The sequence below is a fragment of the Neisseria sicca VK64 genome (assembly GCF_000260655.1).
Lineage (GTDB): Bacteria > Pseudomonadota > Gammaproteobacteria > Burkholderiales > Neisseriaceae > Neisseria > Neisseria sicca_B.
Window position 1 is genome coordinate 1 of sequence record NZ_AJMT01000046.1, and the last position, 2,596, is coordinate 2,596.

Sequence of the window (2,596 nt, forward strand, 5' to 3'; positions counted from 1 at the left end):
ACGGCTACGACCGCACCGGCAACCTGACCCACAGCACCGACCAGCGGACGGGTACGACCCAGTTCGAGTACGACAAACTGGGCAGGATTACCCAAGCGGGTAACGAACTGTTCGCCTTCGACCCCGCGCACAATATCCTCGACATCCCGACGGAAAAGGTCAAACCATACCCTACCCCCTCTCCCGCGGGAGAGGGTCGGGGAGAGGGCAAAACGGCTGCGCCGCTTTCAGACAACCGCTCCATCATCCCCGACAACCGCCTGAAAACCTACAACGGCACGACCTATTACTACGACGAGCTCGGCAACCTGATCCACCGCGAGCTGGCCGACGGCGAAGTGCAGAACTATTTCTACGACCTGCATGACCAACTGGTCAAAGCGGAAATCTTCAAAAAAGACGGCACGAAAGAAACTTGGTCCTACACCTACGACGCCTTGGGCAGAAGGATAGGCAAAGGTCGTCTGAAAAACGAAGAAGTTTCAGAAACGTCATTCCCGCATGATTTAGGCGGGAACGACCTCGAAAACCACACCCGCTTCGTTTGGGACGGCAGCCACCTCTTGCAAGAAATCCACCCGGACGGCAGATATACCTATATCTACACCGACCCAGATTCCTACGAGCCTTTAGCACAAGTTCGCGATTGGACAACCGAAGACGGCGAAAGCCGCCAACAAACCCACTACTTCCACTGCGACCAAATCGGCATCCCGCGTGAGATGACAGATAAGGATGGCAACCTCTTATGGTTCGGCAACTACACCGGCTGGGGTCGTCTGAAAGAAGAAACCAAGGTAACGGATGCCGCATACCAACCCTTCCGCCTGCAAAACCAGTATGCCGACCGCGAGACGGGACTGCATTACAACTTCTTCAGGTATTACGAGCCTGATGCGGGTCGGTTTGTGAATCAGGATCCGATTGGATTGATGGGTGGGGAGAATCTGTATTGGTTTGCGCCAAATGTACAAATTTGGGTAGACTTTCTAGGATTAGCAAAAGGAGCTGCGAATCCCGTTGTTAAAGCAGCAATTGAAGTTGGGAAAAGAGCTCATAAAAATTACTCTCTTACGTTAGGAGGGGGATATAACTTTGAAAGTAGTTTTAGAACAAAGTCAGGGAAATTATACCGATTTGATGCAATTGACTATAAAAATTGTCTTGTGCGTGAATTAAAACCTGATACAAAATCAGGGAGATGCAAGGGAAATAAACAATTAAATAACTATGTGAGAATTCTTAATAGTGAAGGCCCTGATTCTTGCAAAGGGAAATGGAAAGGTATACTTGATCTTTATAAACCATAAACCTAAAATTTAAAGTGTAATAAGGAAAAATTCAACATGAATGCTGATTTTGAGAAAATTTTTTTTAAAGAGTTAAGAGCCATCTTAAAAAAAAATGATTTTTTAAAATTGAATACCTTAAATTATTTCTATAATAATAGTTATATTCAATGCATGTTTAATATTCAAAAAAGTAAATACTCTAAGCAATATTACTTTAATCTATGTGCAAAAAAAACTTCTCCTGATATCTCGCCAAAAGAAATTTCTTGGGGAGCGGATCTTATTTTAAGATTAGAAAATCTATTTCCTAAGTACTCATTTTTAATTAAAGGGATAAATTTTGATGAAAATAAAGATAAACAAAATTATTTCGATTTTCTTAATTTATTAGACACCTACTTTTTAATCGAAATAAAAAAACTAACAAATATAGAAATATTCGAAAACTATATTAAAATGCAACAGATATAATAAATTTAATTTAAAAATTTATTGAATATTTTATATTTAACCTCCACAATTTGGCAATGTCTTCTGAAAATTTTTAGACGACAACTTTCCTATGTATGAGTCATTACCTGTTTTGCCTACCATGATAACTGCCAAATTGTGAAAGTCTCAGGAGGAGTTTTAAGGAAGTAATATTATGAATACCAATAAAAAAATTATAGATATAAATTTCTAACTTACATGGTCGTCTGAAGTGATTTTCAGACGACCTTCTTCTTATATTGTTGTCCTAACAGTTCAGATAACGATACAGATACATATAACTCAGCCAATCGGCTATGACAGAGATACAGGAGCAATTCTTACAAAAGTCAAAGTTATTGTAATGAAAGGCACCAATAAAATTATTACAGGATATCCATCATGATAAATACTGATTATTTTTGGTTTAGAGAGTGCCCCATATGCGATGGGCAAGGTAGATTAATTATAAAAAAAATATTGACTCTAATAAATTATTTCTCTGTTGCGATGAATGTATGAGTTGCTGGGAAAATGAGGATGACTTAACTCAACAAAGAAAAAAATTTATGGAATATTCTATTAAGTCAAAGATAGTGAATGCTTCAGAAGACGATATTAGTAATTTTCATTGGGAAAAATATAAACTACATAAGTGTTCTGATACATTCATCTGATTTTATTAACTGTAGTTGGATCGAGGTCCAATAAAACCGCAAGATCGTCTGAAATCAATCTTCAGACGATCTTTCCCTATAAGTGACCTTTACCTGCCAGACGCCCGCTCCGCCGTCACCGACAACCGCCTGAAAACCTACAACGGCACGACCTAT

Annotated in this window: 2 protein-coding genes; both read left to right on the top strand. The window is 39.5% G+C overall.

The features are described from left to right. A partial coding sequence (locus HMPREF1051_RS02975) for an RHS repeat-associated core domain-containing protein (RefSeq protein WP_003764256.1) occupies positions 1–1,310 on the top strand: 1,310 nt, incomplete at its 5' end. Between the two features lie 36 nt (positions 1,311–1,346). Then, complete coding sequence (locus HMPREF1051_RS02980; protein WP_003764259.1) at positions 1,347–1,763, top strand: DUF4304 domain-containing protein; 417 nt, start codon at positions 1,347–1,349, stop codon at positions 1,761–1,763. Positions 1,764–2,596 lie beyond the last annotated feature (833 nt).

Coding starts and splice junctions, on each gene's coding strand:
- HMPREF1051_RS02980 (WP_003764259.1), top strand. CDS start 1,347: ATGAATGCTGATTTTGAGAAAATTTTTTTTAAAGAGTTAAGAGCCATC.